The organism is Methylobacterium sp. P3_A11 (assembly GCF_056403155.1).
Genome location: NZ_JBFUGA010000013.1, coordinates 27,650 through 51,936 on the forward strand (window position 1 = coordinate 27,650; position 24,287 = coordinate 51,936).

A 24,287-nucleotide genomic window follows, 5' to 3' on the forward strand; every position below is an offset into this window, starting at 1 on the left:
CTAGCTCGCCGCGATCCCCACCGGGCGATCGGCGCCCCACATCTTCTCGAGATTGTAGAAGCCGCGAACCTCGGGGCGGAAGATGTGAACGAGCACGTCGCCGGCATCGATCAGCACCCAGTCGCAGGCCGGAAGGCCCTCGACCCGCGCGTTGCCGAAGCCGCGCGTCTTCATCTCCTGGACGATCTTGTCGGCGATCGAGCCGACGTGTCGCTGCGAGCGGCCCGACGTAATGATCATCGTATCGGCGAGCGACGTCTTGCCGGCCAGATCGATCGCGATCGTCTCCTCGGCCTTCATGTCGTCGAGGCATCCGAGGGCGAGCGCCTTCAGGTCGTCCGAACGCGCCTGACCGGGTTCGGCCGGGGTGTGGACTGGAGTGCGGATCGTCTCCGTGCGGCTGGTCTCGGGCAGAGTCCTGGTTCCTCGTTTGCCGCGCAGCGACGTCAGGCCTCGCGGGAGACCATGAAATTGGCGGTATCGGGCCTCGATTGCAACCGCGCCGCCGCGGGTCGACCCATGCTTCCGCGCATGCCCTCGCGAATCTGGGTCGACGACAGCGGCGAGCGGGGACCGTGCAGGAATACCCAGGCGGGCGGCGGCCGCAGCGCGAGGGTCGGGGCCGCCACCTCAGGAATCCGGGCGCCGACGAGGCGTCGTGCGGCCCGCGCGCTCAGCGGCGTCATGGTGAAGCCGGGCCGGTCGATGACGGCGATCGGCATCAGCCGCGCGATCTCGGAGAAGCCCTTCCAGCGGTGGAAGGTGGCGAGCGAATCGGCTCCCATGATCCAGACGAAGTGAACGCCCGGGTGCCGGCGCGTGAGGAAGCGCAGGGTCTGGACCGTGAAGCGGACGCCCAGGACCGCCTCGAAGCCGGTCACGGCGATCCGCGGATGCCGGGCGAGGCGCCGCGCCTGGGCGCAGCGCTCCGCCACGGAGGGAAGGGCGTTCCGGCTCTTCAGCGGGTTTCCGGGACTGACCAGCCACCAGACCCTATCGAGGCCGAGCCGACGCAGCGCCGAGAGGGTGACGTGCCGGTGTCCGAGATGGGCGGGGTTGAAGGATCCGCCGTAGAGGCCGATCCGCATGCCGGCGGCGGACGGCGGCAGGATCAGCCGCACGCCGGACCTTCAGCGCGGTTCACGGGCGGATCTGACCGTTGCCGTGGACGCGGTACTTGAACGTGGTCAGCTGCTCGACGCCCACCGGCCCGCGCGCGTGCATCCGCCCGGTGGCGATGCCGATCTCGGCGCCGAAACCGAATTCGCCGCCATCGGCGAACTGCGTGGAGGCGTTGTGGGTCACGATCGCCGAATCGACTTCGGCCAGGAAGCGGGTCGCCTCGGCATCGTCCTCGGTGATGATCGCGTCGGTGTGATGCGAGCCGTAGGTCTCGATATGCTCGATCGCCGCAGCGATCCCGTCGACCACGCGCACCGCAATGATCGCGTCGAGATACTCGGTATGCCAATCCTCCTCGGAGGCGGCGGTCACCCGCGGGTCGACGGCGCGCGTCTCGGCATCGCCGCGGACGGCGCAGCCGGCGTCGAGCAGCGCGTGGACCAGCGGCGCAAGATGCGTCGCCGCGCAGGCGCGGTCGACCAGCAGGGTCTCGGCGGCGCCGCAGACGCTGGTGCGCCGCATCTTGCTGTTCAGCAGAACGGTGCGCGCCATGTCGAGGTCGGCCGCCGCGGCGACGTAGACGTGGTTGATGCCGTCCAGATGGGCGAAGACCGGCACGCGCGCTTCCGCCTGGACGCGCTCCACGAGGCCACGGCCGCCCCGGGGCACGATCACGTCGACGCATCCATCGAGGCCGGCGAGCATCAGCCCGACGGCAGCGCGGTCACGGGTCGGAACCAGCTGGATCGCGTCCTCCGGAAGGCCGGCATCTGCGAGGCCGCGGCTCATGGCCCGCGCGATCGCCATGGCGCTGCGATGGCTGTCGGAGCCGGCCCGCAGGATCGCGGCATTGCCGGCCTTGAGGCACAGCGCGCCGGCATCGGCGGTCACGTTTGGGCGCGCCTCGAAGATCACGCCCACGACGCCGAGCGGCACGGCGATGCGCTCGATCAGCAATCCGTTGGGGCGCTCGATCGCGGCGAGCTGGCGCCCGACCGGATCGGCCAGCGAGCCGACCTTCTCCACCGCATCCGCGATCCCGGCGAGGCGCCCGGCATCGAGGGTGAGGCGGTCGATCAGCGCGGCGCTCTGGCCGGCGGCGCGAGCGGCGGCGACGTCCCGGGCGTTCTCGCTCAGGATCTCCTCACGGCTCGCCCGGATTCGTTCGGCGATCAGCTTGAGGGCCACGTCCTTTGTTCGCGCCGAGGCGAGCGCCATCCGGCGGGCCGCAGCGCGGGCGCGGCGGCCGATGGCGGCCATCTGCTCCGGCAGTGCGTCGGCCTCGGCGAAGTCCGATCTCAGGTTCAGGACGGGCACGCTGGCGTCCTCGCTTCGCGGCGGCCTCGACAGAGCCGCCATGGGTTCAGCGCCGTCTTTGCATATCGGGCGCCGTCCCGACAAGGGTGCCGAAGCACCGGTGGGGACAATGCTCGGATCTATGAAGATTGTAGATCCGCATAAACAGGAGGATGATTTCTAGAACAATGCCAAATCATCCCGGTGCACCATCCAGGCGCGGCCGGGATAGTTCAACAGTTCCGGGATGCGCGCGCTCGGATGACCGATGATCAGTGCGGCTTCGGCGCTGTCATACGCGACCAGACCGCGCCCGAGGATCCGCCCCTCAGGATCCCGGATCATCACGGCGTCGCCGCGCGAGAAGTTGCCCTCGATCGCCCGGACACCGACCGGGAGCAGGCTGGCTCCGCTGCGCAGGGCCTGCAGGGCGCCCGTGTCGATCGTGAGGGTGCCCCGCGGCTCCAGCGAGCCCGCGATCCAGGTCTTCCGGGCCGCTGTGGGGGTGGAGCCGGACAGGAACCACGTGCAGCGCGCGCCCTCCCGCACGGCCTTCAGCGGGTTCTTTCCGCGTCCGTCGGCGATCACGAGGTGCGTGCCTCCGGAGGCCGCGATCTTGGCCGCCTCGACCTTGGTGCGCATGCCACCCCGCGACAGCTCGGAGGCCGGGCCGCCGGCCATGGCCTCGATCTCGGGCGTGATGCGCTCGACTACGGCGAGGTGGCGGGCCTCCGGATCGCTCTGAGGCGGCGCTGTGTAAAGTCCGTCGATGTCCGAGAAAAGGACCAGTACGTCGGCGTCGATCATGGTGGCGACCCGCGCGGCGAGCCGGTCGTTGTCGCCGTAGCGGATCTCGGAGGTCGCCACCGTGTCGTTCTCGTTGACCACCGGCACTGCGCGCATCTCGAGGAGCTTCAGGACGGTCGCCCGGGCGTTGAGGTAGCGGCGGCGCTCTTCGGTGTCCTGGGGCGTCACCAGGATCTGCCCGGCGACGATCCCGTGATGGCCTAGCGCTTCGGCCCAGTGTCGCGCCAGGGTGATCTGACCCACCGAGGCCGCGCCCTGGCTCTCCTCCAGGCGCAGGGCGCCGGGCGGCAGCCCGAGCACCGTCCGGCCCAGGGCGATGCTTCCCGATGACACGACGAGAACATCGACGCCGCGCGCGTGCAGCTCGGCGATGTCTTCGGCCAGGGCCGCGAGCCAGGCGTGCCGCAAGCGGCCGGCGGCTCGGTCCACCAAGAGGGCCGAGCCGACCTTGATGACCACGCGGCGGAATTCTTCGAGGGCAGGGATCATGTTTCTAGCAGAGGCGCGCCGACAGGAGCGGTTTGAACGAAGAGCAGACCCTTGAACAGCCGCCCGGACACACGGGTGCAGGCCGCGATCTCGCGCCGGCCGGCCTCGAAGCCGCGGACGTCTCAGCGACCTCGAACGCGCGCCTGACGCCCCGGCAGAGGCATCCTGGTCACGGTTGCCAAGCCGCCACCGGCTGCCGCTCCGCCTCCGCGCTGGCGTCGATTTCGGCCTGGAGCGCCCGAAGCGCCTCTGGCACGCCCTTGCGGCTCGCCGAGGACAGGACCAGCGGCGCGCGACCGGCCGCGCGCTTCAGCTTGGCCACCTGACTCTTGAGCGTCTCGGCATCGAGGGCATCGGCCTTGGAGAGTGCCACGACCTCGGGCTTCTCGGCGAGACCGTTGCCGTAGGCCTCGATCTCGCCGCGGACCAGCTTGTAGGTCTTGCCGGAATGCTCGCTCGTGCCGTCCACGAGATGCAGCAGCACGCGGCAGCGCTCGACATGGGCGAGGAATCGGTCTCCGAGCCCGACGCCCTCATGGGCGCCCTCGATCAGACCGGGGATATCGGCGAGTACGAATTCGCGCCCATCCGAGCGCACGACCCCGAGGCCGGGGTGCAGGGTCGTGAACGGATAGTCGGCGATCTTGGGCTTGGCCGCCGTGACGCTCGCCAGGAAGGTCGATTTGCCGGCGTTCGGCAACCCGACAAGGCCGGCATCGGCGATCAGCTTGAGCCGCAGCCAGATCCACATCTCCTGGCCTTCCAGGCCGGGATTGGCGTGCTTCGGGGCGCGGTTGGTCGAGGTCGTGAAATAGGCGTTGCCGAAGCCGCCGTTGCCGCCCTTCGCGAGGCGGATCCTCTGTCCGACCTCGGTCAGGTCGGCGAGCAGGGTCTCGCCATCTTCGGCGAAGATCTGCGTGCCGGCAGGAACCTTCAAAACCGTGTCGGAGCCGTTGGCGCCGTGGCAGTTCGAGCCCATGCCGTGCTCGCCCTTCTTGGCCTTGAAGTGCTGCTGGTAGCGGTAGTCGATCAGGGTGTTGAGCCCCTCGACGCACTCCACCCAGACATCGCCGCCGCGTCCGCCGTCGCCGCCGTTCGGGCCGCCGAACTCGATGAACTTTTCCCGCCGGAACGAGACGCAGCCGGGACCGCCGTCACCGGAGCGGACATAGACCTTGGCTTCGTCGAGGAACTTCACGGCTCGAATCCCTAATCGGGTGCGGATCCGCGACCCGCACCATCATCCAGTCGGCGGTCGCCGGCAACCGCCGGCCCCGCCTGACCGCCTCAGGCGGCCCGTGTCATGGCTTCTGTCATGGCCGGCGTCTCAGCCGGCTCGGAAACCGACATCAGCCACTGTCGCCGCTCCAGTCGGAACAGATCCACGGGCAATGCCTCGCCTCGCGCCGGAAAATCCCGGGTCCCCGTGCCGGACTGCTGGAAACCGCACGCCTCCAGAACGCGCCGGGATGCCGGATTGACGGTCCGCGCCGACGCGGCGAGCTCCTCTCCGCCGGCGTATGCGAAGAACGCGTGGCAGAGCGCTGAGACCCCCTCGCGCATCAGCCCGTTGCCCCAGAAGGGCTGACCGAGCCAATAGCCGAGTTCGGGCACCGCGCCGATCCCATCGTGGATGCTGACGATTCCGATCAACTTCGCCGGCGCTGCGCGCAGCGCCAGGGCGAGGGTCAGGCCGGTTCCGGCGGCGTTCCCGGCACGGGCCTGGAGCAGGAAGGCATCCACAACCGGGGCTGGGAGCGGGTTCGGAACCCGTGCCAGCATCGCGGCGACGGAGGGATCGCCGGCGAGATTCAGGATCGCGGCCCGGTCCTTGGCAGTGGGCCAACGCAGCCACAGCCGCCGGGTCTCGATGCGGAAGACGTCATCACGGGTCAGATCGGGGAACATCGTGCCCTCGCAGGGCGGCGTTCCCGGCTCCGGGGCACCGCCTCAAGACGACGAAGGGGAGGATGGCGTCCCATCCTCCCCGGTGTTCCGTCCGAACCGGCCCGTCAGGGGCTCGGGAACGACGTCTCCGGTCCGGTGTGGGACACCGGGCGGGACGCCAGCTTCGCCGCTTGGGCGCCCGCCTGTTATTCCGCGGCCTCGGCCAGCGGCGCTACGGCCACGAAGGCGCGCCCGCGGCGCGTCTCGAAGCGGACATGGCCCGGTACCAGCGCGAAGAGCGTGTGGTCCTTACCCATGCCGACATTGGCGCCGGGATGCCATTTGGTGCCGCGCTGACGCACGATAATGTTGCCCGGAATCACAGCTTCCGCGCCGAACTTCTTAACGCCGAGGCGCCGGCCTTCCGAATCGCGACCGTTGCGGGACGAGCCGCCTGCCTTTTTGTGTGCCATGGGATGAACTCCGAATTCTGATGGGTTTGATGCGGTCGCGGATCAGGTCCTCAGGGACCCTGACGCGCCCAGCGTCTGACGTGCGTCAGGCCGAAATGCCGGTGATGCGCACGACCGTGTGGTCCTGCCGGTGGCCGCGCTTCCGGCGCGAGTTCTGCCGGCGGCGCTTCTTGAAGGCGATGACCTTCTTGTCGCGGCCGTGGCGCACGATCTCGCCGGTGACGCTGATGCCCGACAGGGTCGGGGCACCGACCTGGGTCGCGCCTGCGCCGTCGGCGAACAGGAGGACCTCGCCGAAGGTCACGGCCTCGCCGGCCTCGCCCGCCAGAGTGGCGATGGTGATGGTGTCGTTGGCGGCGACGCGGTACTGCTTACCACCCGTCTTAATGACTGCGAACATCGTTCTCTCGTGTTCTCGAACGGCCTCCGGGGCGGCTGCCCCTGGACCGGCTTCTTGTTTGAAGTCATTGCACGGGCTGGAGCCCGGACAACGCGAAACGCGCGGACCCCGAATGAGGCCGCGCGCCATGCGGGGTCACTACGGGGGTGGCTGCATCCTGTCAATCCTTGAGGCCGTGCGGCGCGGGCGAGCAGTGGTGCGCGGCCGGATCATCGGATCGGCGCGCCGGTCGCCAGGATTCCCTTGGCGACGGTACCCTCCGGGCCGAACGACGCCAGCGCCGCGGTGCACCAGGCCTCGCGGCCGTCCGCCGCGAGCTGCTGGCGCACCTGCGTGGCGCGGGTCCGCAGCTTCTCCTGCAACATGGGTTCCTGGCTGGCATTCACGCGCGCGGCGAGACGGAGCGTGGTGAGCTGTCCGGCCCGCACCTGGACGCCGGGACACGCCTGCTCGGCGATGATGGTGGTGGCCGCCGCCGCCGCGTAATTGTCCAGGGGCGAGGTCGCGGCCGCAGGCGCGGTCGGCTGGGCCGGCGCCGGAGCCTGGGCGCAGACCGACCCGGTGACGGCCAGGGCCAGGATCGTCCCGAGGACACTGGGCTTCCGCACGGCTCAAACCTCCACGGTGGTGCCGACCTGCGCGGTGATGCGCCCGTAATGCTCGGGGCGGCGATGCCGGGCGAAGTCGAAGATCGTGCTCTTGCCGAATGCGCAGGCGGCAAAGTCGCAGGACGCCGTGATCAGCTCGTCGTCCTCCGTCTCGGCCCTGGCGATCACGACGCCGTCGGGATCGACGATGATCGAGCCCCCCATCAGCGGATGTCCGTCCTCGAGGCCGGCCTTCGCGACCCCGATCACGTAGGTCGCGTTCTGGTAGGCGCCCGCCTGGAGCGACAGGTCGGAGTGAAACAGGCGTTTCGCCAGCCCCTCGGCGCCGTTCTGGCTGTTCACCGACGGAGTGTTGTAGCCGATCATGACCAGCTCGACGCCCTGCAGACCGAGGCACCGATAGGTCTCGGGCCAGCGCCGATCGTTGCAGATCGCCATGCCCATCACGACGCCCTCGTTGCGCCAGACCGGGAAGCCGAGATCGCCGGGCTCGAAGTAGCGCTTCTCCAGGTGCTGGTGCGTCCGCTCCGGATCGTAGTCGCTGTGCCCCGGCAGGTGGATCTTCCGGTAGGTGCCGATGATCCGGCCCGCCCGGTCGGTCAGGATCGCGGTGTTGAAGCGCCGGCCCTCCGGCGTCAGCTCGGCGTAGCCGAAGGAGATCGCGATCCGCAGGTCCCGTGCCCGGTCGAAGAGGGGAGCCGTGGCGGCATTCGGCATGGCGCGCTCGAAGTACCGGTCGGCCTCGGCGAGATCCGCCATGTACCAGCGCGGGAAGAAGGTGGTCAGCGCCAGCTCGGGATACACCAGCATCTCGACGCCCGCGGCCGCGGCCCGCTCAAGCAGGGCGATCATCCGGGCGACGACGGCGTCGCGGCCGTCGCCCCGCTGGATCGGACCCATCTGGGCGCCGCCGACGACGAGCTTGGTCATGCCTGGCCATCCTTCTGCTGCGGTGCCGCGACGGCGGCTGGCGACACCCGGCTTTGCAGGGCGTCACCGGTTCGGTCAGGGCGCGGCCTTGAACTCGCCCTCGATGCGCAGGCTCACCTCGTCACCGAGCTGCGGCAGATAGGCGTTGATGCCGAATTCGGAGCGCTTGATGACCGCCCGTCCGTCAAAGCCCACCGTATAGCGCTGATCCACCGGATGGATGCCGGCCTGATTGAAGGTCGCGTCGATCGCGAAGGGCCGGACGGCGCCGCGCAGGTTCAGATCGCCCGTGATCCGAGCCGTGGTCGGGCTGGTGGGTTCGACCTTGGTGGCCGTGAACGTAGCGGTCGGAAACTTGACCGTATCGAAGAAGTCGGGCGCCGCAAGGTGCTCGTTCAGCCGCTGGCTGCCGGTGATCACGCCGCCCAGGGGCACGCTCACCTCCAGTCGGCTCTTCTCGGGGGCCTTCGGATCGAGCTCGAGTTTGCCCGCCACGCCGGTGAACTGACCGTAATAGGTCGAGTAGCCGAGATGCGAGACCGACCACGTGATCTTCCCGTGATCCGGATCGAGCACGTAGGTGCCCGGCCGCACCTGGGTCGGGTCTGCACTGGGCGCCACCGAAGCGGCCGGATCGTCCGCCGCCCGGGCTGAACCGACGCTCAGCAGGCCGATCAGGGCGAGAAGTGGCGCGCGCATGGTCATCCCCCAAGGCCCGGCCAAGCTCGGCCGACGCAGCGCCCGTAGTTTCATGAACGTCCCGCGCGCTCAAGCATGTCTGGCGGAGGGCGCCGCGCTTCTGTAGGCATCCCGCGACAGCGGCAGGCGTGGCATGATCGGCAAGCTCAGGGGCGTCGTGGATTCGTTCGGCGAGGACTTCGTGATCCTCGACGTCTCCGGGGTCGGCTACATCGCGCATTGCTCGGCGCGGACGCTGCAGCGCATGCCCAAGGTCGGCGAGCCCGCAGAGCTGTCGATCGAGACGCATGTCCGCGAGGATATGATCCGGCTCTACGGTTTCCGCTCGGATGCCGAGCGGGAGTGGTTCCGCCTGCTCCAGACCGTGCAGGGCGTCGGCGCACGGGTCGCGCTCGGCGTGCTGTCGGTGCTGGAACCCGACGCCTTGGCGGGCGCGATCGCCACCGGCGACAAGGGCGCGATCAGCCGGGCTCCCGGCGTCGGACCGCGGCTGGCGGCTCGGCTGGCGGCCGAGCTGAAGGACAAGGCTCCGGCCTTCGCGCCGCTCGATCCGGCGCTGGTCGCGCTGGCGGGCGCCGTCGCAGAGGGCGCGGCGCCTCAGCCAGTGGCCGACGCCGTCTCGGCCCTGATCAATCTCGGCTACCCGCAGGTCCAGGCGGCCGCCGCCATCACCGCGGCCGTCAAGGCCGCAGGGGAGGGCGCCGAGGCCAAAGTGCTGATCCGGCTCGGCCTGCGCGAACTCGCCCGCTGACACCCAACAAAACAGTTGGGGCACGGTTGAATCGGCTGCCCTTGACCCGCGAAGGCCGCGGTGCCATGTCGACCGCGGCCAATAAAGCATTGAAAAGCCAGCTAGTTTTCAATTCTTCTAAACTGCCGCGAGTACCCAGAGGGGTCATAGACGACCCTTCTGGACGCGGGGATGACGGGATTTGCGGCGCGCATGATCGTCTGTTCTTGTAACGTCTTATCGGACGGCGCTGTCCGCAGCTGCCTTGCGCCCGGTCCCGGATGCCCCAGGACCCCCGCCCAGGTTTATGCTTGCCTGGGCTGCAGCCCGAAATGCGGGCGCTGCGCCCGGACGATCCGTTCGATCATGCAGAATGCCCTGGGCGAAGCGTCGCATGTGGAGGGCAGCCATGCCTGCACGACGACTTGCGCGAGCGCCTGCAGTTTGGTGAAGTTCCAGATTGCGGATGAGGGAGTCGCGGCCTGATGCTTCTGCCCCCCGCCTGAAAACACGGTAAGGAGTACGGGGGCATGAAGGGCGACACCAAGGTCATCGAGTATCTCAACCGCGGCTTGCGCAGCGAGTTGACGGCGGTCAGCCAGTACTGGCTGCATTTCCGCATGCTCAATGACTGGGGCTACGTCGAGCTGGCGAAGTTCTGGCGCAAGGAATCGATCGAGGAGATGAACCACGCCGACCGGTTCATCGACCGGATCCTGTTCCTCGACGGGTTCCCGAACCTGCAGGAGCTCGACCCGCTGCGGATCGGCCAGAACGTGCAGGAGATCCTCGATTCCGATCTCGCCGCCGAGAACGAGGCCCGCAGCCTCTACCTCGAGGCCGCGAAGTACTGCGATTCGATCAACGACCGCGTCTCGAAGCGCCTGTTCGAGGATCTGGCCGAGGACGAGGAAGGTCACATCGATTTCCTCGAGACGCAGCTTGAACTGATCAAGCAGATCGGCCTGCCGCTCTACGCCCAGAAGCACATCGGTGGCCTTGAGCAGATTGCTCCGGAGAAGGAGTAACGTCGATCGGGCTCCCGCCTCCCCGGCGGACCGGGAGCCCGGCAGGCAGCGTGGACGAGCCCGGCCGTCGCGGCCGGGTATTCACTGACAGCGGGATGGGACTGGGAACCGGAATGCGGCTGGTCGTGGTCGGCGCTGACGGGCGCATGGGGCGGATGCTGATCCGCGCGGTGGCGCAATCCGAAGGCTGTACGCTCTCCGCGGCGATCGAGCGCGCGGGCTCGCCGGCCCTCGGACAGGATGCCGGCACGCTCGCCGGTCTGTCGCCCCTCGACGTGCCGGTGACCGACGATGCGCTCACGGCCTTCGCGGCTGCCGACGGCGTCCTCGATTTCACGGCGCCGGCTGCAACGGTGGCGTTTGCGGAACTCGCCGCTCAGGCCCGCATCGTTCACGTCGTCGGCACGACCGGCCTGTCCGAGGAGGATTTCGCGAAGCTGAAAGCCGCCTCCTACCACGCGCGGATCGTGCAGTCGGGCAACATGTCCCTCGGCATCAACCTGATGAGCGAACTGGTCCGACGGGTCGCCAAGTCCCTCGGCGACGAGTTCGACATCGAGATCTGCGAGATGCACCACCGCATGAAGGTGGATGCCCCGTCCGGCACGGCGCTGATGCTGGGCGAGGCGGCCGCGGAGGGCCGCGGTGTCGACCTCAAGACGGTCCGCGTCTCGACCCGTGACGGTCACACCGGCGCCCGCCGGCCCGGTGACATCGGCTTCGCCACGCTCCGGGGCGGCAGCGTCGTCGGCGATCACAGCGTCATCTTCGCCGGTGCCGGTGAGAGCCTGACGATCACCCATCACGCCGCCGACCGCGGCCTGTTCGCCGCGGGCGCCGTCAAGGCGGCGTTGTGGGCCCATCCCAAGCCGCCGGGGCTCTACGCCATGGCGGACGTGCTCGGCCTGTGAGCGCCCCGATGGGGACCCGGGAGCGCCTCTTGGTGCTCGTTCGGCACGGCCAGAGCGAATGGAACCTGAAGAACGTCTTCACGGGCTGGCGCGACCCGGACCTGACCGACCAGGGTGTGGCCGAGGCCCGCGCGGCCGGCCGGGGCCTCAAGGGGAAGGGCTACGGCTTCGACGCGGCGTTCACGTCGGAACTCGTTCGGGCGCAGCGGACCTGCTCGCTGATCCTGGAGGAGATTGGCGGCGAGGCCATTCCGGTCCTTCGCGATCGCGCGCTCAACGAGCGTGACTACGGTGACCTCTCGGGGCTCAACAAGGACGATGCCCGCGCCCGCTGGGGGGATGCGCAGGTCCACGCTTGGCGGCGGTCCTACGACGTGCGGCCGCCCGGCGGCGAGAGCCTGAAGGATACCGCCGCGCGGGTGCTCCCCTTCTTCATCACGGCGATCCTGCCCCGGGTGATGGCCGGCCAGCGGGTCCTGGTGGCCGCGCACGGGAATTCGCTGCGCGCCCTGGTGATGGTTCTCGACCGTCTCGACGAGACGCAGGTGCCGGATCTCCAGATCCGTACCGGAGTGCCGCTGGTCTACCGCCTGAACGACGAGACCACGGTCGCGTCGAAGACCGTACTGGAGCAGGATGCCGACGGGGCACGCTGAGTGGCGACGGAACTCGCCCCGGGGCTGATCCACCATCCCGGCTTCCTCGACGCGGCCGCCCGTACCCGGCTCGCCGGCGAGATCGCTGCGGTCCTCGCCGAGGCGCCGCCCGTCACGCCGAAGATGCCCCGCACCAACAAGCCGTTCTCGGTGCGGATGTCCAATGCCGGATCCCTGGGCTGGGTCTCGGACGTCGCGGGCTACCGCTACCAGCCGGACCATCCCGAGACCGGGCGGCCCTGGCCGGCCCTGCCGCCGACCGCCCGTGCGGCCTGGGCGGCGCTCGCGGCCTATTCGGCGCCGCCGGAAGCCTGCCTCATCAACCTCTACGCGCCGGGCACCCGCATGGGCCTCCACCAGGATCGCGACGAGGCGGATCTGACCGCGCCGGTGCTGTCGCTGTCCCTCGGCGCGGCGGCCCTGTTCCGTTATGGCGGCCTGAGCCGGTCGGACCCGACCCGCTCGGTCCGGCTGCAGCCCGGCGACGCCCTGGTGATGGGTGGCGCCTCGCGACTGATCTTCCACGGCATCGACCGGCTCTACCCGGACGGCGACCTTCTGGCGGCGGCGGACGAACCCGCTTTCCTGCCGCCGGGCGGCCGCTGCAATCTCACGCTGCGGCGCGTCACGGTGCCGGCCTCGCCATGACGCCCGAACGGGACCCGGACCGGGATCCGGCCGCGTTCTTGGACGAGCGCGGCGGCGCAGTGGCGATCCCCGGCTTCGTTGCGGCCGCCGCGCTCATCGTGGGCAGCCGGCTCGTCCACACCCGGGATCTGGACGCCTTCCGGACGACCCTGCCGGGCCAAGACTTCCTCGGCTCCACCGTCTCGTTGTGGAATCTCCGCGCCTACGCCGCCGGGCTCGCGGCTTCCCTTCATCGTGAACGCAGGCGCGCCGCGTTACCGGCTTGACAGAACAGGTCGCCGGGCAGACCCATCGCGTTCGCGCCAACCCCAAGTTGGGGCCACGAGGAGAACCGGTTTTCGATGCTGATGCGCACCCTGACGCCGCGTCTCGGACGGGTTCTCTGCGCAGCCGCGCTGGTGGCCAGCCTCGGTTCCTTCGCCCGTGCCGACGATCCCGTCTTCCCCCCGGGCTCGCGTTTCGGCTTCGATCCGCCCGCCGACATGTCGGTGTCCCGCCGCTTCTCGGGCTTCGAACGGAAGGAGGGCGGTGCGACGCTGTCGGTGGTGGAGCTGCCGCCCAATGCCTTCGCGGAACTGGTCAGCGGATTCACCGACGCCAACCTTCTGAGCCAGGGCTTCGCGGTCGAGAAGCGTGAGGAGATCAAGATCGGCGACAACGAGGGCATGCTCTTCACCGGCGAGCAGCCCGCCGATCCCAACACTTCCGCCCCGGCCGTTCGGAAGTGGATCCTGGTGGTCGGCGCGCCGAGCGTGACCGGGCTGATCATTGCCCAGGCTCTGCCCGACGCGGAGACCGAGGCGACGATGCGCAAGATGGTGACCGGCGTCACCCTCCGCCCCGCCCTGAGCCTGACCGAGCAGGTGGACGCCCTGCCGTTCCGCATCGCCGACATGGCCGGCTTCCGGCCGGTGCGCGTCCTGGCCGGCAACTCGGTCCTGCTCACCAAAGGCCCTAAGGACCAGATGCAGAATCTGGAGCAGCCGATCCTCGTGCTCGCGCAGGCGGTGCAGCAGCCGCCCTCGGCCGATCAACGCGACGGTTTCGCCCGCGCCGCCCTCGCGTCGAACCAGACGTTGAAGGACTTCGTCATCGAGCGGGCACAGAGCTATCGGTCGAACGGCGTCGACTGGCACGAGATCGTGGCCCGCGCCGTCGATCAGCCGACCAACGTGCCGGTGGTGGTCTCGCAGACCATCCGCTTCGCGCCGGACGGCTATCTGCGCGCCCTGGGTGTCGTCCGCCAGGATCAGCGGGAGGGCGTCCTGTCCAAGTTCCGCTCGATCGTGGACAGCATCCAGGTAAAGTAGCGTCTCACCACACGACCGCCTGTCCGTCGCGGCGCGGATCGCTGGCCGCGACGTAGCCCTCGATGGCGGGGTCGCCCATCCGCCAGATGAACTGGCCGGCGCCGAAATCCTGGTAGCTGTCCTCGATCACGTCCAGCTGGTGGCCGAGCGCCTTCAGCCGATCGACGGTGGCGGCAGGCATCGACGCCTCGACGTTGATGTCGAGGCCCTCGTTGACCCGCCACCGCGGCGCATCGCAGGCCGCCTGCGGATTCTGCCCGTGATCGAGCATCCGGACGAGCGTCTGGACATGCCCCTGCGGCTGCATGTTGCCGCCCATCACCCCGAAGCTCATCACGGGCGCGCCGTCCTTCGTGAGGAAGCCCGGAATGATGGTGTGGAACGGGCGCTTGCCCGGCGCGACGACGTTGGGGCTCTCCGGATCGAGCACGAAGCCGTAGCCGCGGTTCTGCAGGGAGATCCCCCAACCCGGCACGACGACGCCCGAGCCGAAGCCCATGAAGTTCGATTGGATGAAGCTCACCATCATGCCGGATTCGTCGGCCGCGGTGAGGTAGATCGTGCCGCCGGCGGGCGGCTTGCCGGGGCCGAAGACCTGGGCACGGTTCGGGTCGATCAGCCTGGCGCGATCCGCGAGGTAGGCGGGATCGAGCATCGACTCCGGCGTTACCGCCATGCCGCGGGGGTCAGCCACGTAACGGTAGGTGTCACTGAAGGCCAGCTTCATCGCCTCGATCTGGAGGTGCTGCGCCTCCGGCCCGTCCACCGGCAGGTTGCCGAGGTCGAACTGCTCCAGGATGCCCAGGGCGATCTGCGCCGCGATGCCCTGCCCGTTCGGCGGGATCTCGTGCAGCGTATAGCCGTGATAGTCCTTGGCGGTCGGCGTCACCCATTCGGGGCGGTATGCGGCGAGGTCGGCCGCCGTCATGGCGCCGCCATGGGCCTGCGCGTGGGCGGCGATCGCCTCGGCGATCTCGCCCCGGTAGAAGGCCTCGCCTTTGGTCTCGCCGATCAGCCGCAGGGTCTTCTCGGCACCCCGGAAGGTCACCAGTTCGCCGACGTCGGGTGCTCGGCCTCGGGGCAGGAAGAAGTCCGCGAAGCCCGGCTGGCGCGTGATCGCTTCGATGCGGGCGGCAGCCGCCCATTTCTGCTGCACGACCACCGGCGCGAGATACCCCCGCTCGGCGATGCGGATGGCCGGCTGCATCAGGTCGGCGAAGGGAAGGCGGCCGAAGCGTTCGCTCAGCGCGGCCCACGCGGCGACGGCGCCGGGCACGGTGACGGAATCCCAGCCGCGCATCGGCGGCCGCTCGGCCGGGCCGTATTTCCGGAGGAAGTAGTCCGGCGTCCAGGCGACGGGTGCTCCGCCCGAGGCGTTGAGGCCGTGCAGTGCCTTACCGTCCCACAGGATGCAGAACGCGTCCGAGCCCAGGCCGTTGCTGCACGGTTCGGTCACCGTCTTGGCGGCCGCCGTGGCGATCGCCGCATCCACCGCGTTTCCGCCCGCCTGGAGCATCTGGATGCCAGCCTGGGCCGCCAGCGCGTGCGAGGTCGCCACGCAGTTGCGTCCGAACATCGGCATGCGCAGCGACGGATAACCGGTGACCCAGTCGAACGACGTCATGGAACAGAGCCCGGCCTCGGCAGCCCGCGCGCCACCGCGTCGCTTGGCATACAGGATTACGCACGCGGGTGAAGGTCGGGGCAGGACGCCGGGCAAACGAAAAGCGCGGACCCGAAGGCCCGCGTTCTACGACGGTCTCGCATTCGAAAGTGGCGCTTAGTAGGGGCGCCCGTACAGCGGCGACGTCGGATCCAGTCGGTCGACGAAGGAGAGATCGACGTTGCGGATCGCCGACGAGCGGGCGCCAATGAATGGTCCGTTCGTGATCGGGTCCGGGAGGATCCCGCGGCCGTAGCGATCGGACGGGCCGTAGGGCGGGGTCAGCTGGTTGGAGGCGGCGATCATGTAGGGGTTCAGGGCCGGATTGCGCGAGCCGCCGGCGCCCGGAACATTCGAGGTCAGCGGCACGTTGCCGGCGTCCAGCCAGCTGCGCGGGCGAACGCGGATCGGCAGGGGACGGCTGACCCGGTAGATCGGGCCGGGGACGTAGCCATCCTGCGCCACGGCAGGCGCGGAAGCCAGAGCGCCGAGACCGGTTGCGGCGACGATGCCGAGAAGGGCGATCTTAAGCGAGCGCATGACCAACCTTGTCTGTGAGTGCCATCAGTATGGCGACCGAAACTTAACAGTTCGCCGCCTTTGACGAGAAGACGCTTGGGCGAGGCTGTTGTTCCGCCCTTATGGCTGAGCTTGTGCGATTTGCCACACTGTGGCCTCATTTTTTATTTCGCGATCGTGGGATTACCGATCCTGTCCGGCCGGAGGTCTCGACCCTGCCGGTCGACGACGGGCATGCGTTCGCCTGGCTCGGGGGATCCGCGAACGCCGCCGTCGTATCCGGGTCGGCCAGGTCGACGAGTCTCAGTCCGTCGAGCATGCACCCCAGAGTCTGGGCTTCCGGCGGGTGCCCCAGGGGGGCGCAGAGCCAGCCATCGAGCCGGTACGGTGCGTCCCGGGTGACGAAACCCAGACAGGTCCGCGGCGTCTGGCCGCCGAACGTCACTTCCAGGGTCTCGACCGCGCCGAGCTTGGTGCGGATCTGGCCGCGTGATCCGGTCCGCACGATCGAGAGAGCCGGTCGGTCGAGTGCCGGGCCGTTCGCGGCGCGCCGGGCCATCAGGACGAAGAGCGTTGGCTCCACGCCCGAGATGGTCCCGCGCGTAAGGGTCACGCGCAGCGCGGGTGCCTCGATCGCCGCGACGTCGCCGCGGCTCAGCGTATCTTCCCGCAGACCTGTGCGGGCATCGACATGAGCGGCGGCGTGGACCGGCTCGGGTCCGCCCGTCGAAAGATCGAACAGGGCAATGTGAGCCGCTGGCGCCGCCGGCGAGGCCGGCATCGAAGGCACGAAGGCGGCTTCGGCGGCGACGCCGGTTCCGGGGATCTTGGCCGGCAGACGGGCGCAGACACACAGCAGCGCGATCACGGCCGAGGCGAGCGCAAGGCGCAGGCCGAGGGCGCCGGGCGACCGGGCCAGCCGGCCGATCGGCATGTCGGCTCCGATCCGATCAACGGCGTGTGCGGTTCCGGTCAGCATCGTGCTCCATCTGGACGGCGAACCTCGAAGGGGCTCTGCCATCGTCGCGGAGGAGGATTGAATTCCCTTATCCCGTCGGCGGTTCGCCCGCGGATTCCACCGCGCAGGGTGAATCGATCGTTGCGCCGCCGCCGGCCTTGACAGCACGCGCCCAGGCGCGCCTTGCTCGACGCGGCCGCCATGCCCACCTCCGGTGAGGACGGGTTCTGAGGCCGCGCCCGTCCGTCGGGCGCAGTCCGGTACGAAGGATCCTTCGGCCGATTTTGCTGGCAGGAGCGCGGCACCCGGATCGGTCGGGGTTTTCCGCGCGGAGACGAGAGATGGGTTACAAGGTCGCCGTCGTCGGCGCCACGGGCAACGTGGGCCGCGAAATGCTCGATATCCTGGCCGAGCGGGCATTCCCCGCCGACGAGGTCGTGGCGCTGGCTTCGCGCCGCAGCCAGGGTCAGGAAGTGTCCTACGGCGACAAGACGCTCAAGGTCAAAACGCTCGACACCTACGACTTCTCCGACACCGACATCTGCCTGATGTCGGCCGGCGGCGAGGCGTCGAAGGAGTGGTCGCCGCGCATCGCCCAGCAGGGCTGCGTCGTGATCGATAACTCGTCGGCGTTCCGCTACGACGCCGACGTGCCGCTGATCGTGCCTGAAGTGAATGCCGACGCGGTCGTGGGCTTCACCAAGCGCAACATCATCGCCAACCCGAACTGCTCGACCGCGCAGCTGGTCGTCGCGCTGAAGCCGCTCCACGAGGCGGCGACCATCAAGCGCGTCGTGGTCTCGACCTACCAGTCGGTCTCCGGCGCCGGCAAGGAGGCAATGGACGAGCTGTTCCAGCAGACCCGCGCGGTCTTCACCGCCGGTGAGATCAAGCAGGGCGGCAAGTTCACCAAGCGCATCGCCTTCAATGTCATCCCCCACATCGACGTGTTCATGGAGGATGGCTACACGAAGGAAGAATGGAAGATGGTCGCCGAGACCAAGAAGATGCTCGATCCAAAGATCAAGCTGACCGCCACTGCCGTGCGCGTTCCGGTGTTCATCGGGCATGCGGAGGCGGTCAACGTCGAGTTCGAGCGTCCGCTCTCAGCGGAGAAGGCCACCGAGATCCTGCGCTCCGCACCGGGCGTGCTGGTGATCGATAAGCGGGAGAACGGCGGCTACATGACGCCCCACGAGGCCGCCGGCGAGGACGCGACCTACATCTCGCGCATCCGTGAGGACGCGACCATCGAGAACGGCCTGAACTTCTGGTGCGTGTCGGACAATCTGCGCAAGGGCGCCGCGCTGAATGCCGTGCAGATCGCCGAGGTTCTCGTGAACCGGAAGCTCCTGAACCGGTCCAAGCGCGCCGCCTGAAATCCTGCGCCGCTCCGCATCGGAGAGGCGCAGGTTGCCACGGGGCGACTACGTTCGTCGCCATCACACGATTGTAACGTTCCAGGTTCACGCCGCGTCTTGGATCACTTGGAGATTCGGGATGCGGCGTCTCATTGTTTCCTGTCTGGTCGGGTTCGTCCTCGCCAGCTCGGCCAAGGCCGAGCCGCGACCGCGCAACGTCGTCCTGTTCGTGGCCGACGGCCTGCGCGACGGGATGGTGAACGCGGCGAACGCGCCCGCCATGGATCGGCTCATGAAGGCCGGCGTGCGCTTCACCAACACGCATTCCCTGTTCCCGACCTTCACGATGCCCAACGCCACCGCGATGGCCACCGGGCATCTGCTCGGCGACACCGGCCAGTTCGGCAACACGATCTACACCGCGTTCCCCGTGCCGGGCGCGGGCGAGAGCCTGACCCCGTTTCTCGAGAGCGACCCGGTCCTCGGCGACGTCGATGCGCACTTCGCCGGCAACTACCTCAACGAGGAGACGATTCTGCGCGCGGCCCACGCCAAGGGGTTGTCTACGGCAAGCATCGGCAAGCTGGGGCCGTCGCTGGTCTTCGACCACACGGCACGATCGGGCCTGGACACCATCCTGATCGACGACAGCACGGGACGGGCGGGCGGCGTGCCGCTCGACGACGGCCTTCGTGCCCGCCTATCCGAAGCGGGGCTTCCGGCTCAGGCGCCGAGCCGCGGCGCCAATGGACAGGCCGGGACCGCGGCCACGGCGGGCACGGTCGTGGCCAACGTCGAGCAACAGACCTACTTCACGGCCGTGGCGACCCGGGCCGTGCTGCCGCTGTTCAAAGCCCGCGGGAAGCCGTTCGTGCTGGTGTTCTGGTCGCGAGACCCGGATGGGACGCAGCATAACCAGGGCGACAGCCTCGGCCAGCTGGTTCCCGGCATCAACGGGCCGACGAGCCTTGCGGCCATCCGCAATGCCGATGCGAACCTCGCGGCCCTGCTCGCCGCCCTTCAGGAGCAGGGACTGGCGGACACGACCGACGTGATCCTCACGTCGGATCATGGCTTCTCCACCATCTCGAAGGAGAGCGCGACGAGCTTCTCGGCGAAGCAGGCCTACAAGGGCGTCCCGAGCCGCCAGCTGCCGCCGGGCTTCCTCGCCATCGACCTCGCCCACGACCTCGGCCTGAGCCTGTTCGATCCGGACGCGAAGGGCGCCAAGCTCGGTCCCGACGACGTCCCGAGCCGGGCCAACGGCCTGATCGGTTCGGATCCGGCGAGGCCCGACGTGGTGGTGGCAGCCAATGGCGGCTCCGACCTCGTCTATCTGCCGAGTGGCGACCCGGCCCTGGCGCGGAAGGTGGTGGGAGCCCTCGCCCGCCAGGATTATGTCAGCGGCCTGTTCGTCAGCGCGGCCCTGGGATCGATCCCCGGCACCCTGCCGCTCTCCAGCATTGCCCTCGACGGATCGGCCCTGACGCCGATGCCGGCGATCGTGGTGAATTTCCGGAGCTTCTCCACCGGGTGCGTGGATCCGACCACCTGCGGGGTCGAGGTCGCCGACACAGGGCTGCAGCAGGGGCAGGGCATGCACGGCAGCTTCTCCCGCGCCGACACCCGCAACGTCATGGGTGCCGCCGGTCCCAGCTTCCGCGCCGGACTTGAGAGCCCGGTGCCCGCGAGCAATGCCGATCTCGGTCAAACGATCGCGCGAGTTCTCGACCTGACCATTCCGGCCAAGGGCAAGCTCGTCGGCCGCGTCCTGACCGAGGCGCTGGCGAATGGCAGCACGCCGGCCTTCGAGGTCCGGATGGAGCGGTCGGAACCGGATTCGGCCGGACAGGTCACGGTCTTGAGATATCAGACCGTCGAAGGCGCCCGCTATTTCGACGCCGCCGGCTATCCCGGACGCACCCTCGGCCTGACCGACCCGAACCGATCGGCCTCGGCCGAGCCGCACTGAAGGCGCGGCGGGCCGGGGCGCGTGACCCCGGCCAAGCTGCGACGGTCGACCCTGCAGGCGGGCGGGGCGTCGTGAAAAGAAACGATCCCACGCGCCCCCGCTATGTGCGCCCTTGTCCGCACGGGGAGGGGCGCGCCAAGGCGCGGCACGGTCGGAGGCTGTCCCGGGGGCCGCGACCGGAGCGGAGGTCCTCAACCGCGCGACGTCGCGCGGCTTGGGGCCTACGCCATGCCGAGGGCCTGCATGTAGAGCTCGAGGATCGCCTCCTGCTCCTGCCGCTCGCTGTGATCCTGCTTGCGGATCCGCAGGATCGTCCGAACCGCCTTGGCGTCGAAGCCCCGGCCCTTCAGTTCGGCGAACACCTCCTTGATGTCGCCCATGATGCCGGCCTTCTCCTCCTCCAGGCGCTCCAGGCGCTCGATGAACTGTTTCAGTTCGTCGGCGGCCACGCCTTCGGCCGACGAAACGTCGCCGCCGGGCCGCTGGGCTGCGGCGGTGGGCATCGAGTGGGCGTTCATGGGGCTCTCCGGATTGCACGGCGCGGTCGCGCCCTGGCCCGTGGTTAAGGGGCCGGCCTTACTGGAAGCTTAGCCGATTCTCCCGGCGTCGGCGGACGCTCAGTGATCCTTGGCCTGCGCGGCCGCGAAGTCCGCCACCTGAGCCGGGCTGGCTTCGGTCTGGTAGCGGTCCTTCCAGGTCGCGTACGGCATCCCGTAGACGCTCTCGCGGCTCTCGTCCTTGGTCAGCGGCACGCCCTTTTCGTCGGCCGCGTCCTTCAGCCAGTTCGACAGGCAGTTCCGGCAAAACCCCGCGAGGTTCATCAGGTCGATGTTCTGAACATCGGTCCGGTTGCGCAGATGCGCCACCAGCCGTCGGAAGACCGCGGCTTCGAGTTCGGTCTGGGTTCGCGGATCGATCTCGCTCATCGGTGGCAACTCACTTCGGGTCGGGCGGCGCGATACCGATTTCGGGTCTGGGCGGACGGAGATCAAGCCGCGAGCAGCGGGCGCAGGATGCGGGCGAAGCGCGCGGCCCACTCGGCCTGGCCATCCTCGCCGGCGATCAGGTCCTGGCGGATCTCCACCAGGGCGTTGGCGAGGCCCCGCGCCGTGGCGTGTCGGTCGATCGTGTCGCCCGGCAGACCGCCGCCGTAGGGCTCGTTGTCGCCGACAATCAGCCCGGCGGGATCGTCCGCCAGGGCGCGGATGAGGGGACGGGCGAAGCGCTCGTCTCGGTCGTACAGGATCCCGACCTGCCAGGGCCGCGCGATGCCGCGCCAGTAGGGCGTGAAGCTGTGCAGGGTCAGGAGAACGGGGGGCCGGCCTGCCGTCCGGGCGGCGTCGATCGCGGCGTCGATGGCCGCGTCGAACGGTGCGTAGAAGCGGGCGATCCGGGCCTGCTTGCCGGCCTCGTCGATCCGGGCGTTGCCCGGCACCACGGCGCCGTCCGACAGGCGCATCACCAGGGTCGGGTCGGCGCGGCCGCGGTTGGGGTCGATGATGAGCCGGGAGAAATTCGTGAGGATCGCGGGCGCGTCGAGCTGCGCCGCGAGGCGGCGCGTCACGGCGGCCGCGCCGATATCGTAGGCGATGTGCCGCGCGAATTCGGAGGCCGGGACGCCGAGGTCCATGTCCGGCGGGACGTAGTTCGAGGCGTGGTCGCAAGCGATGACGAGGCCGCAGGCGGGATCACCGGGCAGGATCTCGCAGGGATGAGCGGGCTGGGCGGCCGTTTCTGTCTCCGGACGGGTCACGGGACTCCGAGGTCTTCAGATCTGTGCGGGGGCACCGATGGCGCTTGCCGTCGCGCGGCCGCTCGGGCAGATCACCTATCAAGGATCGTGCGCTCACGGCAAGAAACGGGCCCGCCGCCCACGGAAGAAACGGGCGGGGACCGCACGACGCGATCGAGAGAGGAGCCCGTTCGACGCCATGACTGAAACCGTCCCGCCCGTCGCCGAGTCGGCCATCCGCGAGCAGCGGGCGCTGCTCGATACGATCCTCACGGCCGCGATCCGGGCCGCCCACCCTGACCTCGCCCTGCCGCCGCACCTGCCGCCGCACCTGCCGCCGCCGAGTTCGGGCCGGCTGATCATCCTGGCCGCCGGCAAGGCCGCAGGCAGCATGAGCGCGGTGGCGAGCCGGTTCTACCGCCAGCAGCACGGGCTGGGCGACGACCGGATCGTCGGCCTCGCGGTCGCCCGGCACGGGTACGGTCAGGAGGCGCCGGGAATCCACATGGTGGAAGCGGGACATCCCGTTCCCGACGAAGCCGGCATCGCGGCCACCAAGGAGGCCCTGCGCCTCGCCACCGAGGCCGGACCGGAGGACGAGGTTCTGGTTCTGCTCTCGGGTGGCGGATCGGCCAACTGGATCGCCCCGGCCGGCGACCTGACGCTCGTCGAGAAACAGGCGATCACCCGGGCGATGCTGCGTTCCGGCGCGCCGATCGGTGAAATCAACACGGTCCGCAAGCACATCTCGCGGATCAAAGGGGGCCGACTCGCGCTCGCCGCCCGCAACGCCCGGCGCATCCTGACGCTGGCGATCTCGGACGTGCCCTTCGACGATCCGGCCGTGATCGCCTCGGGCCCGACGGTCCCCGATCCGTCGACGCTGGCCGAGGCCCGCGCGATCTGCGAGCGCCGCGGCATCCCGCTGCCCGAGGAGGCGGTGCGTCTGCTCAACGATCCCAACAACGAGACGCCGAAGGCCGGCGATCCCGCCTTCGCCCGGGCCGAGTACCGGATCATCGCCCGGCCGATCGATGCCCTGAATGCTGCGGCCGAGGCGGCCCGCGCCGCCGGCTACGAGCCGGTCATGCTGGGCGCCGATCTGGAGGGCGAGGCCCGAGAGGTGGCGGCCGAGCACGCAGTGGAGGCGAAGCGCCACAAGGCGGCGGGGCGGCGCGTCGCCCTCATCTCGGGGGGCGAACTCACCGTCACCATCCGGGGCGAGGGCAATGGCGGCCCGAATCAGGAATACGCGATGGCGCTTGCCGTGGCGCTCGCGGGAGAGCCCGGCATCTCGGGCATCAGCGCCGACACCGACGGCACCGACGGCGGCCGGGGCCTCGCCACCGATCCGGCCGGCGGCCTGATCGACCCCACGACCCTGGAGCGGGCGCGGGCTGCCGGCCTCGACCCGGCCGCGATGCTGGAGCAGAACGACTCCACCGCGTTCTTCGCGGCCCTCGGCGACCTCGTGAACCCCGGTCCGACCTGTACCAATGTCAACGATTGCCGCATCATCCTCGTCAATTAGGTTTCGCGTCTCGGCGGCTCAGCGCATCGCGGCTCTCACGGTACTCGGCCTCGCGCTGTTCGGTGCGAGCCCCGCGAAGGCGGATCTGCGGCTCTGCAATCAGACTGGCAGCAAGGTCGGAATCTCCCTGGGCTACCGCGACCCGCAGGGCTGGGTCACGGAAGGCTGGTGGGATCTGGCGCCGAAAGCCTGCGAGACCCTGCTGAAGGGAGCGCTGGCGGCACGGTTCTATTATGTCTTCGCGGTCGACTACACCCGCGGCGGCGAATGGAGCGGGCGCTCGCTGATGTGCACGCGCGATTCGGAGTTCACCATCCGGGGGATCGAGGACTGCCTCGCCCGCGGCTACGACCGCAACGGCTTCTTCGAGGTCGATACCGGCGAGCAGAAGAGCTGGACCATCCAGCTCACCGATTCCAACCGGGCGGATGCACCGGCGAAACCGTAACGTGAAGGGCATGCCCTTGACGCTGTTGGGCGCCGGATGCTCACACCCGTTGCCAAGCCCCTGAACCGACGTCGCCTGAAGCGATGCGGCCCAAAAGACCCGGAGGATC

Annotated in this window: 29 protein-coding genes; 12 read left to right on the top strand and 17 right to left on the bottom strand. The window is 69.3% G+C overall.

Going from position 1 to position 24,287, the window contains the following annotated elements:
• The 11 genes from rsfS to AC1DXK_RS06395 all read right to left on the bottom strand — a co-directional run bounded on the left by rsfS (window position 1) and on the right by AC1DXK_RS06395 (window position 8,711).
• Window positions 1–387 carry a ribosome silencing factor gene (gene rsfS, locus AC1DXK_RS06345; protein ID WP_457105091.1) on the bottom strand — a complete coding sequence of 129 codons (387 nt, stop codon included), beginning with the start codon at window positions 385–387 and terminating at the stop codon, window positions 1–3.
• A gap of 59 nt (window positions 388–446) precedes the next feature.
• The gene (locus AC1DXK_RS06350; protein WP_457105062.1) at window positions 447–1,121 is read right to left on the bottom strand and encodes a nicotinate-nucleotide adenylyltransferase; all 675 of its coding nucleotides are present in this window, start codon (window positions 1,119–1,121) and stop codon (window positions 447–449) included.
• Window positions 1,122–1,140: 19 nt separating this feature from the next.
• Entirely contained in the window at window positions 1,141–2,439 is a 1,299-nt protein-coding gene (locus AC1DXK_RS06355; RefSeq protein ID WP_457105061.1) for a glutamate-5-semialdehyde dehydrogenase, read from the bottom strand.
• A 159-nt stretch (window positions 2,440–2,598) separates the two neighbouring features.
• Window positions 2,599–3,714, bottom strand: coding sequence for a glutamate 5-kinase (gene proB / locus AC1DXK_RS06360; protein ID WP_457105060.1), 1,116 nt, complete (start codon window positions 3,712–3,714; stop codon window positions 2,599–2,601).
• Window positions 3,715–3,883: 169 nt separating this feature from the next.
• The gene (obgE, locus tag AC1DXK_RS06365) at window positions 3,884–4,912 is read right to left on the bottom strand and encodes a GTPase ObgE (protein WP_457105059.1); all 1,029 of its coding nucleotides are present in this window, start codon (window positions 4,910–4,912) and stop codon (window positions 3,884–3,886) included.
• 89 nt (window positions 4,913–5,001) lie between these two features.
• A complete protein-coding gene (locus AC1DXK_RS06370) occupies window positions 5,002–5,622 on the bottom strand; it encodes a GNAT family N-acetyltransferase (protein ID WP_457105058.1) in 621 nt (206 codons plus the stop codon).
• A 185-nt stretch (window positions 5,623–5,807) separates the two neighbouring features.
• The gene (rpmA, locus tag AC1DXK_RS06375) at window positions 5,808–6,074 is read right to left on the bottom strand and encodes a 50S ribosomal protein L27 (protein WP_457105057.1); all 267 of its coding nucleotides are present in this window, start codon (window positions 6,072–6,074) and stop codon (window positions 5,808–5,810) included.
• Window positions 6,075–6,159: 85 nt separating this feature from the next.
• Window positions 6,160–6,474 (bottom strand): 50S ribosomal protein L21, encoded by a 315-nt coding sequence (gene rplU / locus AC1DXK_RS06380; protein ID WP_238286425.1) that lies wholly within the window; start codon window positions 6,472–6,474, stop codon window positions 6,160–6,162.
• A 209-nt stretch (window positions 6,475–6,683) separates the two neighbouring features.
• Window positions 6,684–7,082 carry a hypothetical protein gene (locus AC1DXK_RS06385; protein ID WP_457105056.1) on the bottom strand — a complete coding sequence of 133 codons (399 nt, stop codon included), beginning with the start codon at window positions 7,080–7,082 and terminating at the stop codon, window positions 6,684–6,686.
• Between the two features lie 3 nt (window positions 7,083–7,085).
• On the bottom strand, window positions 7,086–8,012 hold the full coding sequence (locus tag AC1DXK_RS06390; protein ID WP_457105055.1) for an N-carbamoyl-D-amino-acid hydrolase: 927 nt from the start codon (window positions 8,010–8,012) through the stop codon (window positions 7,086–7,088).
• A 75-nt stretch (window positions 8,013–8,087) separates the two neighbouring features.
• Window positions 8,088–8,711 (bottom strand): YceI family protein, encoded by a 624-nt coding sequence (locus AC1DXK_RS06395; protein WP_457105054.1) that lies wholly within the window; start codon window positions 8,709–8,711, stop codon window positions 8,088–8,090.
• Between the two features lie 133 nt (window positions 8,712–8,844).
• On the opposite strand from AC1DXK_RS06395, the gene ruvA reads away from it, so the two are divergent.
• The 8 genes from ruvA (at window position 8,845) to AC1DXK_RS06435 (ending at window position 13,994) form a co-directional block, all read left to right on the top strand.
• Entirely contained in the window at window positions 8,845–9,462 is a 618-nt protein-coding gene (gene ruvA, locus AC1DXK_RS06400; RefSeq protein WP_457105053.1) for a Holliday junction branch migration protein RuvA, read from the top strand.
• Window positions 9,463–9,654: 192 nt separating this feature from the next.
• A complete protein-coding gene (locus AC1DXK_RS06405; protein WP_457105090.1) occupies window positions 9,655–9,927 on the top strand; it encodes a (2Fe-2S)-binding protein in 273 nt (90 codons plus the stop codon).
• A 44-nt stretch (window positions 9,928–9,971) separates the two neighbouring features.
• Window positions 9,972–10,469 (top strand): bacterioferritin, encoded by a 498-nt coding sequence (gene bfr, locus AC1DXK_RS06410; RefSeq protein WP_043380322.1) that lies wholly within the window; start codon window positions 9,972–9,974, stop codon window positions 10,467–10,469.
• Between the two features lie 113 nt (window positions 10,470–10,582).
• Window positions 10,583–11,380, top strand: a complete 798-nt coding sequence (gene dapB / locus AC1DXK_RS06415) for a 4-hydroxy-tetrahydrodipicolinate reductase (protein ID WP_457105089.1) — start codon at window positions 10,583–10,585, stop codon at window positions 11,378–11,380.
• 8 nt (window positions 11,381–11,388) lie between these two features.
• A complete protein-coding gene (locus AC1DXK_RS06420; RefSeq protein WP_457105088.1) occupies window positions 11,389–12,036 on the top strand; it encodes a 2,3-bisphosphoglycerate-dependent phosphoglycerate mutase in 648 nt (215 codons plus the stop codon).
• Complete coding sequence (locus AC1DXK_RS06425; RefSeq protein ID WP_477297205.1) at window positions 12,037–12,684, top strand: alpha-ketoglutarate-dependent dioxygenase AlkB; 648 nt, start codon at window positions 12,037–12,039, stop codon at window positions 12,682–12,684.
• Window positions 12,681–12,950, top strand: a complete 270-nt coding sequence (locus tag AC1DXK_RS06430) for a DUF2809 domain-containing protein (protein WP_457105051.1) — start codon at window positions 12,681–12,683, stop codon at window positions 12,948–12,950. The genes AC1DXK_RS06425 and AC1DXK_RS06430 overlap by 4 nt, the downstream gene beginning before the upstream one ends.
• 75 nt (window positions 12,951–13,025) lie before the next feature.
• Window positions 13,026–13,994, top strand: a complete 969-nt coding sequence (locus AC1DXK_RS06435; protein WP_457105050.1) for a hypothetical protein — start codon at window positions 13,026–13,028, stop codon at window positions 13,992–13,994.
• A 4-nt stretch (window positions 13,995–13,998) separates the two neighbouring features.
• On the opposite strand, the gene AC1DXK_RS06440 is transcribed toward AC1DXK_RS06435, so the two are convergent.
• The 3 genes from AC1DXK_RS06440 to AC1DXK_RS06450 all read right to left on the bottom strand — a co-directional run bounded on the left by AC1DXK_RS06440 (window position 13,999) and on the right by AC1DXK_RS06450 (window position 17,155).
• Window positions 13,999–15,618 (bottom strand): gamma-glutamyltransferase family protein, encoded by a 1,620-nt coding sequence (locus tag AC1DXK_RS06440; protein ID WP_457105049.1) that lies wholly within the window; start codon window positions 15,616–15,618, stop codon window positions 13,999–14,001.
• Between the two features lie 156 nt (window positions 15,619–15,774).
• Window positions 15,775–16,197, bottom strand: coding sequence for a hypothetical protein (locus tag AC1DXK_RS06445; RefSeq protein WP_457105048.1), 423 nt, complete (start codon window positions 16,195–16,197; stop codon window positions 15,775–15,777).
• Between the two features lie 136 nt (window positions 16,198–16,333).
• Entirely contained in the window at window positions 16,334–17,155 is an 822-nt protein-coding gene (locus AC1DXK_RS06450; RefSeq protein ID WP_477297208.1) for a hypothetical protein, read from the bottom strand.
• A gap of 320 nt (window positions 17,156–17,475) precedes the next feature.
• On the opposite strand from AC1DXK_RS06450, the gene AC1DXK_RS06455 reads away from it, so the two are divergent.
• Together AC1DXK_RS06455 and AC1DXK_RS06460 are read left to right on the top strand one after the other, a co-directional pair.
• A complete protein-coding gene (locus AC1DXK_RS06455) occupies window positions 17,476–18,513 on the top strand; it encodes an aspartate-semialdehyde dehydrogenase (protein WP_457105046.1) in 1,038 nt (345 codons plus the stop codon).
• 121 nt (window positions 18,514–18,634) lie between these two features.
• Window positions 18,635–20,467, top strand: coding sequence for an alkaline phosphatase family protein (locus AC1DXK_RS06460; protein WP_457105045.1), 1,833 nt, complete (start codon window positions 18,635–18,637; stop codon window positions 20,465–20,467).
• Window positions 20,468–20,688: 221 nt separating this feature from the next.
• On the opposite strand, the gene AC1DXK_RS06465 is transcribed toward AC1DXK_RS06460, so the two are convergent.
• From AC1DXK_RS06465 to AC1DXK_RS06475, 3 genes are all read right to left on the bottom strand, one after another.
• Window positions 20,689–20,970, bottom strand: coding sequence for a DUF2312 domain-containing protein (locus AC1DXK_RS06465; RefSeq protein ID WP_091714535.1), 282 nt, complete (start codon window positions 20,968–20,970; stop codon window positions 20,689–20,691).
• A 114-nt stretch (window positions 20,971–21,084) separates the two neighbouring features.
• The gene (locus tag AC1DXK_RS06470) at window positions 21,085–21,393 is read right to left on the bottom strand and encodes a DUF1244 domain-containing protein (protein WP_457105044.1); all 309 of its coding nucleotides are present in this window, start codon (window positions 21,391–21,393) and stop codon (window positions 21,085–21,087) included.
• A 62-nt stretch (window positions 21,394–21,455) separates the two neighbouring features.
• On the bottom strand, window positions 21,456–22,220 hold the full coding sequence (locus AC1DXK_RS06475) for an N-formylglutamate amidohydrolase (RefSeq protein WP_477297210.1): 765 nt from the start codon (window positions 22,218–22,220) through the stop codon (window positions 21,456–21,458).
• Between the two features lie 178 nt (window positions 22,221–22,398).
• Here AC1DXK_RS06475 and AC1DXK_RS06480 point away from each other — a divergent pair, with 178 nt between their 5' ends.
• Window positions 22,399–23,730, top strand: a complete 1,332-nt coding sequence (locus AC1DXK_RS06480; RefSeq protein WP_457105042.1) for a glycerate kinase type-2 family protein — start codon at window positions 22,399–22,401, stop codon at window positions 23,728–23,730.
• Window positions 23,696–24,178 carry a DUF1036 domain-containing protein gene (locus AC1DXK_RS06485; protein ID WP_457105041.1) on the top strand — a complete coding sequence of 161 codons (483 nt, stop codon included), beginning with the start codon at window positions 23,696–23,698 and terminating at the stop codon, window positions 24,176–24,178. Before AC1DXK_RS06480 ends, AC1DXK_RS06485 begins: the two co-directional genes overlap by 35 nt.
• The last annotated feature ends 109 nt before the right edge of the window (window positions 24,179–24,287 follow it).

What these genes read in the sequence shown, in the direction of transcription:
- AC1DXK_RS06390 (WP_457105055.1), bottom strand. Translation starts at nt 8,012, where the DNA reads ATGACCAAGCTCGTCGTCGGCGGCGCCCAGATGGGTCCGATCCAGCGG.
- AC1DXK_RS06435 (WP_457105050.1), top strand. Translation starts at nt 13,026, where the DNA reads ATGCTGATGCGCACCCTGACGCCGCGTCTCGGACGGGTTCTCTGCGCA.
- AC1DXK_RS06460 (WP_457105045.1), top strand. Translation starts at nt 18,635, where the DNA reads ATGCGGCGTCTCATTGTTTCCTGTCTGGTCGGGTTCGTCCTCGCCAGC.
- AC1DXK_RS06445 (WP_457105048.1), bottom strand. Translation starts at nt 16,197, where the DNA reads ATGCGCTCGCTTAAGATCGCCCTTCTCGGCATCGTCGCCGCAACCGGT.
- AC1DXK_RS06440 (WP_457105049.1), bottom strand. Translation starts at nt 15,618, where the DNA reads ATGACGTCGTTCGACTGGGTCACCGGTTATCCGTCGCTGCGCATGCCG.
- AC1DXK_RS06420 (WP_457105088.1), top strand. Translation starts at nt 11,389, where the DNA reads ATGGGGACCCGGGAGCGCCTCTTGGTGCTCGTTCGGCACGGCCAGAGC.
- rplU (WP_238286425.1), bottom strand. Translation starts at nt 6,474, where the DNA reads ATGTTCGCAGTCATTAAGACGGGTGGTAAGCAGTACCGCGTCGCCGCC.
- rpmA (WP_457105057.1), bottom strand. Translation starts at nt 6,074, where the DNA reads ATGGCACACAAAAAGGCAGGCGGCTCGTCCCGCAACGGTCGCGATTCG.
- AC1DXK_RS06470 (WP_457105044.1), bottom strand. Translation starts at nt 21,393, where the DNA reads ATGAGCGAGATCGATCCGCGAACCCAGACCGAACTCGAAGCCGCGGTC.
- AC1DXK_RS06455 (WP_457105046.1), top strand. Translation starts at nt 17,476, where the DNA reads ATGGGTTACAAGGTCGCCGTCGTCGGCGCCACGGGCAACGTGGGCCGC.
- AC1DXK_RS06370 (WP_457105058.1), bottom strand. Translation starts at nt 5,622, where the DNA reads ATGTTCCCCGATCTGACCCGTGATGACGTCTTCCGCATCGAGACCCGG.
- AC1DXK_RS06395 (WP_457105054.1), bottom strand. Translation starts at nt 8,711, where the DNA reads ATGCGCGCGCCACTTCTCGCCCTGATCGGCCTGCTGAGCGTCGGTTCA.
- AC1DXK_RS06485 (WP_457105041.1), top strand. Translation starts at nt 23,696, where the DNA reads ATGTCAACGATTGCCGCATCATCCTCGTCAATTAGGTTTCGCGTCTCG.
- AC1DXK_RS06430 (WP_457105051.1), top strand. Translation starts at nt 12,681, where the DNA reads ATGACGCCCGAACGGGACCCGGACCGGGATCCGGCCGCGTTCTTGGAC.
- proB (WP_457105060.1), bottom strand. Translation starts at nt 3,714, where the DNA reads ATGATCCCTGCCCTCGAAGAATTCCGCCGCGTGGTCATCAAGGTCGGC.
- bfr (WP_043380322.1), top strand. Translation starts at nt 9,972, where the DNA reads ATGAAGGGCGACACCAAGGTCATCGAGTATCTCAACCGCGGCTTGCGC.
- dapB (WP_457105089.1), top strand. Translation starts at nt 10,583, where the DNA reads ATGCGGCTGGTCGTGGTCGGCGCTGACGGGCGCATGGGGCGGATGCTG.
- AC1DXK_RS06465 (WP_091714535.1), bottom strand. Translation starts at nt 20,970, where the DNA reads ATGCCCACCGCCGCAGCCCAGCGGCCCGGCGGCGACGTTTCGTCGGCC.
- ruvA (WP_457105053.1), top strand. Translation starts at nt 8,845, where the DNA reads ATGATCGGCAAGCTCAGGGGCGTCGTGGATTCGTTCGGCGAGGACTTC.
- AC1DXK_RS06405 (WP_457105090.1), top strand. Translation starts at nt 9,655, where the DNA reads ATGATCGTCTGTTCTTGTAACGTCTTATCGGACGGCGCTGTCCGCAGC.
- AC1DXK_RS06450 (WP_477297208.1), bottom strand. Translation starts at nt 17,155, where the DNA reads ATGCTGACCGGAACCGCACACGCCGTTGATCGGATCGGAGCCGACATG.
- AC1DXK_RS06480 (WP_457105042.1), top strand. Translation starts at nt 22,399, where the DNA reads ATGACTGAAACCGTCCCGCCCGTCGCCGAGTCGGCCATCCGCGAGCAG.